The organism is Microcoleus sp. MON2_D5 (genome assembly GCF_036701905.1).
In the GTDB taxonomy this organism is placed as follows: Bacteria; Cyanobacteriota; Cyanobacteriia; order Cyanobacteriales; family Microcoleaceae; genus Microcoleus.
In genome coordinates this window covers 1-5,315 of record NZ_JAUBRM010000180.1, presented here as the reverse complement: position 1 = coordinate 5,315, position 5,315 = coordinate 1, and the positions used below count along the sequence as shown (strand labels likewise).

The window sequence follows — 5,315 nt, the reverse complement described above, 5'->3', positions numbered from 1 at the left end:
TAAATATAATCTTTTCAATTTTCCTAACTTGAAAAGATTTGATGCCTTTTCACAATTCATATAGGATTGCTATATGTATTTGTGTAATTAATTCTGTCTAACTACTTATACTCGCCTTTGAGATACTTTCAAGTCGCTCAAGCCATATATGCGCTGCATTCGGAAATCGACGTGCAGCGCAGTCAAATACATCAATTGTTTTGAGAGGCTTTTTATCATCAACGCTGCCATAAAACGCCGTACCCGCAAGGCACAGTGTAGGTAGTTCATGTAGCTTTACTTTAAAATCAGCTTCATTTTTCCAATCCCTCACCCACCAAAGCTTCCAGTTCAGCTAACAGCTTCTCTAGTTTCTTTTGCTTTTTGGGGTCATCCCAAACCTTAGACTTTTTCACTCGCTGCAAAGCTGTATCTACGCGACTTTTAAGTGAGTGATTTGGTGCAGTCGCCTCCCCTGTACTGTTCGCTTTTAAATCGGCAATGCGCTGTTTGATTTGGGTCAGAGAGAGGTCGAGAGCGATCGCCTCCTCTAGTAATTGGGAGCGATCGGAGCTATCCTTAACTAGGGCGATCGCTCTGGCTTTGGTATACTCAATCCGTCCTTTCCGCAGCGCTCCAATCACATCATCTGGCAGGTTCAGCAAAGGGAGGCGATTGGTTCGGAAACTCTCTGGAGTGTACTTCCCGACGAGTGCAAATATATCGCTTACTATTTGCCAATCCGAGCTGTGGATAACGTTATCCACACCCATGCGTTCCGGGTGAGCGGCGCGGTTGCTGCGGTGGCAGGACAATTTTGTGTATTGAGACAAGGGAGGATGCGACATCTTCGCTGTCGCTGGTTCCTAACAGAGCCTCAACCCCTTTGATTTGATAAGGCTGATTGTCGCGTTTTTGATTCATCGATGTTCCCCCGTAGAGCTCCCAACCAGGGACTCACCGACACTTACAACCGCTTCCACAACCCGGACGAACGCCACCCGGATATAATAAAACTGCGCCAACTGCATCAAGAATGCGATCGAGCCGTATCATAAAACATTAAACGCCTACGGTTGGACAGACATCCCCACCGACTGCGAATTCATCCTCGACTACGAAGAAGAAGAGGAAGGGGAAGAAAGTAGCAAACGCCAGAAGAAAAAACCTTGGCGGTATCGATGGCCCGAAGAAATACACGTTGAAGTGTTAGCGAGGTTGCTTGAATTGAATCTGAAACGCTATCAAGAGGAAATTCTGGGAGGGAAAGCGGCCGAGGGGAAGGCGAAAGGAGGTAAAAAGACATCATCTAAATCGCGCAAAAAAGTTGCAGATAAGCCGCCTAGTATGCCCGGTTTTCCTGATAGTCTGTAATCTGTAAGGTGCGTCAGGGGAAGATTTATCGCTAATAGCAAAGAATTGATGACTGACGCACCCTACTCACACCATTGCAACTAACTTATCAATAGTCTGAGAGGCCCAAGGTTGTACTTCATTTTCTTGCAAAACTTCCGCCCCCAAACTCCTGTAAGTTGAGATAGTTGTTTGATACACTTTGTTTAGTTTTTCATAATCCTGCCACTCTTGTTTTGGGCGAAGTGCAACAATTCCTATATGCAATTTAGTGTCAGATTCTTTAACATCTAAAATCATCCAAGAAATAGAATCTTGGAGACTTTCAGGAATGTGAACCTCAAAGGATATTCCGTGGGCGGCAAAGTAAGGTTGACCGTTAGCAACAACCGCATCAAACTTGTGTTTTTTATGACTTCCTTTTACAGGAAAATCATTTTTTAGCATTTCTTTTAAAGCAGGTTTATCATCAGAGGATCTAAGAGTTGTTCTAATTATAGAAGTTGTAATTCTCGCCGCATCTTGGCGATTTCGCTTAGTTTTTGTAGGAACTACATTTATCAGGTAAGTCTGCGCGATATCTTCTAATAAATTCTCGACATTATCTAAAGAGCCGCGAGGTTCTGTGAATTGAATACTGTTAATCCAACCCCGTGCAATTTTTTTTAAGCGCTCATGTTTAGGAGTGCCATCTGGCTCATCTCCGGGGAAAAGCAAACCCTCCCTGGCGGCGAAGTTCATTCGTTTCGCAAAGTCTCTGATAAAATGAATATCTTCACGCCCAAAAGCTTGCACTCGACTCCAATTATTCAAAAATTGTACGCGCACATCATTGTCATCAAAAGCAACAACACCAATATTAATCCGTTCGTCAGCGATGGGATTGGGGACGTATTGAACGATACTATATCTGCTTGCCATTGCTTTTGCCTCCCTCTATGCAAATCTCATCTGTGATAAAATTGCAATTATCACACAAATAGGAGTTTTGTTCAGCTTGGGGCGCTTGTTGTAACACATTATCTCCTGCTTTGTCAAGTAGTTAATAAAAAATGACATATTCGCCAAACAAAATTTACGAATAATTACATCAACTCAGCAAAAGCGAACCGAGACAATTTGAGGAAAGAATGCCGGCAAGAGATACAATCCATAATATCGTTAAAGAAGCGCTGATAAAAGATGGTTGGGAAATCACTAACGACCCCTATGTAATTTCTTACGGAGAGCGATTTCTCTTTGTAGACTTGGCAGCGGCAGCGTCCGAAGTCAACAACAAAATAGAAGGGCGTTTTATTGGCGCAAAGCGAGAAAATACCCGCATCGCCATTGAAATTAAAGAATTTCGAGGAGTGTCACCTATTGCCGATCTGGAACAAGCTCTTGGTCAATATATACTCTATCGGTTATTGCTAGGCCAAGTTGACCCAGAACGGATAATTTATTTAGCCGTCCCCACTCTGGCCTATAACGGCATTTTCAGCGAACCTATTGGCGAACTCGCCATTACAGAAATACCCTTAAATTTGGTAGTAATCGATTTAGAAAAAATAGAGGTTCAACAATGGATAACTTAACGGATAATGCAACCACATACCGAGAAATTGTCAAACAGGTAATCGGGAAATATGCCCAATTAAAGCCTTCTCACGGAGAGATCCGACTTGATCCCGTGTTTGACGAAACTCACGATCGCTACGCCTTGATGCAAGTTGGTTGGGATCGGGGGCGGCGAATCAGAGGAAACCTCATTTATATCACGTTGGAAGCTGGTAAAATCTACATTGAATATGACGGTATGGAATGCGGCATTACCCAAGATTTAATTGAGGAAGGCATTCCTCAAAACGATATCATCTTAGCTTTTCTGTCACCCGATCAAGTCCTTGTTGCTGCATAAAACAATGCCGGTCGTGCTAAGCACAATACAAGTAGTGTGCATCAGGGAGAAAATTATCGCTGTTAGCCAAGGATTTACAACTGACGCACCCTACTAGCTAGCCCTAGCTATATGACTTTACCAATCTAGCTCTTGCCGAAGCATTGATCGCAGAGGAATTACATAATGTTTGATATTTTAAAATCGTGGCTATCATCTTTAACACCGATTCAATTTCAAGAATATACTGCGTTTACTACTACTTTACTTATATTAATTACTGTAATTAGATTTATTTATGACTTGAATAAAGATAGAATCAAAATAATAGTTACAGTTGAACGTGACCGTGATAGCTTGCCAGCAATACAACAGCCTTTAATAAATTATTTGTTGCTTAAAGTTATAAATAAAAGCTATAATCCTGTCGTAATTAATGAAATTGGAGTGATTACCCAAAGCGAAACAATTAATTTGGTAGATATGCCTTGGATATTTACTCACCTAAAAGAGGATCAAGGGGAAATTCTGGGAAGTCTCGAATGGGTAGCGATTCCTGGTACAGTGAATCCACAATCTATGGGGATAGCTCTAATTTTATTTTCTAACTTAGAAAAAGCTTATAAAAATATCAAAAAAGAAGGAGAAAAACTGTCGTTGGAAGACCCTGGATACCTGCGAACAGTTAATCTTGTCACTACTTATGAAGAATTGATGAAGCCGAATTCGTATAATACCAGCACTCAAGTGCTGACAGTCAAACCTTATACAGTGATTACTACAGGTCAGCGTTTTATTGGCAAAAAAACAAAGATTCAATTAGGAAACCTTCATACATCTGTGCAAGCTATGACTCAAAAAAAAAGATTCCTTTGATACAAGTAATATCAATTCCGGTTGCACCGGAATGATATACTGAAAGAGCGTCAAGAGTGCAACGAGGACAAGTCATGCCTAAACGCCTCAAGTTAGAGCCTCATCAAACCTCCTCGCCCGTTGTCTAAACTTTATCGTCAAGCGTCAGACCCAATTGAACGGACGCGCTACCCAATAATTTGGCTTTTGGCAACTCGACGAGTGACAGAAGATGTCGCGGATGTCACTGGTTACTGCCGTAACTCTATCTATCGCGAAAGTTCGTCGCTACAATCAATTAGGTGCTAATGGGTTGAAAGACAAACGTCATCAACATCCGGGCACTCCACCTTTACTCTCTGTTGTTGAACAAGCACAACTTTTGGAAACTTTACGAACTCCGACTGCTGATGGAGGATTGTGGAACAGTCGTAAAGTTGCTGAGTGGATCAGTAATTTATATCAGGTTCGGGTAATTACTTATAATATTAATTCGGGCGCTCGAACTTGAATTCGGGCGCTCGAACTTGAATTCGGGCGACCGAATTTTAATTTGTACGGGAGACCACTCCAGAGCGGCTCTGGGTGAGGACCTCGAACTCATCGAACTCAATTAATTGTCAACGGTCGGCGAGTCAAAGGCCACCAATGAAAACAAGTCAGTCCGCGAATCAAGTCTTGTTGACCGAGCAATTGCTGACCACGATAGACCAACAGCTCTTCTAACTCGTCAAGATTTTGGGGTGAGCAATTGGCTACGACTTCATTAGTAAGTGGCCACAATGGTTCTGCTGGCTGTAATTCGGGAGAATGTGATGGCAGCTCGAACAAATCAATGCCTTCAGGAATCACTAGCTCTTGAGACTGATGCCATCCAGCTTGGTCAACGACCAGCAGCACTCGTTTATCTGGACCCCATTCAAATACTCTCGTGCAAAATCGGCCAACACCCGATTAAACAGTTGAGTGTTGACAAACGGCAGCAACCACCAATAAGTTTCTCCTGACTCGGGGTGGACAAAACTATAAACCCACAGCCACTTGTATTGATGTTTGACCTCGCCACGCTCGTTGTTCCCCAACCAGCGTCCAGACTCGGCGCAATACTGGTAGCAGTCCCAAGCGATGTTCGTCCATCGCCGAAACTTCAATCTCTGCTTGAGGGTATTTAGCTAGGACTTACGCATTGACAAAATAACTCTATTGTGTGTATCTGGAATAGAGGTGAATTCAATTGCTAAAAAAAACA

At 42.6% G+C, this 5,315-nt stretch carries 8 protein-coding genes; 5 read left to right on the top strand and 3 right to left on the bottom strand.

What is annotated here, in order from left to right:
* Positions 1-293 precede the first annotated feature (293 nt).
* The gene (locus QUA47_RS30170; protein WP_333433525.1) at positions 294-827 is read right to left on the bottom strand and encodes a hypothetical protein; all 534 of its coding nucleotides are present in this window, start codon (positions 825-827) and stop codon (positions 294-296) included.
* 78 nt (positions 828-905) lie between these two features.
* Between QUA47_RS30170 and QUA47_RS30165 the strand changes: the two genes are divergently transcribed.
* A complete protein-coding gene (locus tag QUA47_RS30165) occupies positions 906-1,037 on the top strand; it encodes a hypothetical protein (RefSeq protein ID WP_333248979.1) in 132 nt (43 codons plus the stop codon).
* A 382-nt stretch (positions 1,038-1,419) separates the two neighbouring features.
* Here QUA47_RS30165 and QUA47_RS30160 read toward each other — a convergent pair whose 3' ends face one another.
* Positions 1,420-2,253 (bottom strand): DUF3037 domain-containing protein, encoded by an 834-nt coding sequence (locus QUA47_RS30160; protein WP_333433524.1) that lies wholly within the window; start codon positions 2,251-2,253, stop codon positions 1,420-1,422.
* A 209-nt stretch (positions 2,254-2,462) separates the two neighbouring features.
* On the opposite strand from QUA47_RS30160, the gene QUA47_RS30155 reads away from it, so the two are divergent.
* The 4 genes from QUA47_RS30155 to QUA47_RS30140 all read left to right on the top strand — a co-directional run bounded on the left by QUA47_RS30155 (position 2,463) and on the right by QUA47_RS30140 (position 4,577).
* On the top strand, positions 2,463-2,909 hold the full coding sequence (locus QUA47_RS30155; protein ID WP_015179644.1) for a XisH family protein: 447 nt from the start codon (positions 2,463-2,465) through the stop codon (positions 2,907-2,909).
* Complete coding sequence (locus QUA47_RS30150) at positions 2,897-3,232, top strand: XisI protein (protein WP_015179643.1); 336 nt, start codon at positions 2,897-2,899, stop codon at positions 3,230-3,232. Before QUA47_RS30155 ends, QUA47_RS30150 begins: the two co-directional genes overlap by 13 nt.
* 165 nt (positions 3,233-3,397) lie before the next feature.
* Positions 3,398-4,087, top strand: a complete 690-nt coding sequence (locus QUA47_RS30145; RefSeq protein ID WP_333433523.1) for a hypothetical protein — start codon at positions 3,398-3,400, stop codon at positions 4,085-4,087.
* Between the two features lie 220 nt (positions 4,088-4,307).
* Positions 4,308-4,577: a helix-turn-helix domain-containing protein gene (locus QUA47_RS30140; protein WP_333433522.1), complete on the top strand. Its 270-nt coding sequence runs from the start codon at positions 4,308-4,310 to the stop codon at positions 4,575-4,577.
* 98 nt (positions 4,578-4,675) lie between these two features.
* Here the strand turns inward: QUA47_RS30140 and QUA47_RS30135 are convergent, their stop codons facing one another.
* Positions 4,676-4,966, bottom strand: a complete 291-nt coding sequence (locus tag QUA47_RS30135) for a hypothetical protein (RefSeq protein WP_333433521.1) — start codon at positions 4,964-4,966, stop codon at positions 4,676-4,678.
* Positions 4,967-5,315 lie beyond the last annotated feature (349 nt).

Excerpts from the sequence above, each read along its gene's own strand:
- QUA47_RS30170 (WP_333433525.1), bottom strand. The coding sequence starts at position 827 with ATGTCGCATCCTCCCTTGTCTCAATACACAAAATTGTCCTGCCACCGC.
- QUA47_RS30165 (WP_333248979.1), top strand. The coding sequence starts at position 906 with ATGTTCCCCCGTAGAGCTCCCAACCAGGGACTCACCGACACTTACAAC.
- QUA47_RS30160 (WP_333433524.1), bottom strand. The coding sequence starts at position 2,253 with ATGGCAAGCAGATATAGTATCGTTCAATACGTCCCCAATCCCATCGCT.
- QUA47_RS30155 (WP_015179644.1), top strand. The coding sequence starts at position 2,463 with ATGCCGGCAAGAGATACAATCCATAATATCGTTAAAGAAGCGCTGATA.
- QUA47_RS30150 (WP_015179643.1), top strand. The coding sequence starts at position 2,897 with ATGGATAACTTAACGGATAATGCAACCACATACCGAGAAATTGTCAAA.
- QUA47_RS30145 (WP_333433523.1), top strand. The coding sequence starts at position 3,398 with ATGTTTGATATTTTAAAATCGTGGCTATCATCTTTAACACCGATTCAA.
- QUA47_RS30140 (WP_333433522.1), top strand. The coding sequence starts at position 4,308 with ATGTCACTGGTTACTGCCGTAACTCTATCTATCGCGAAAGTTCGTCGC.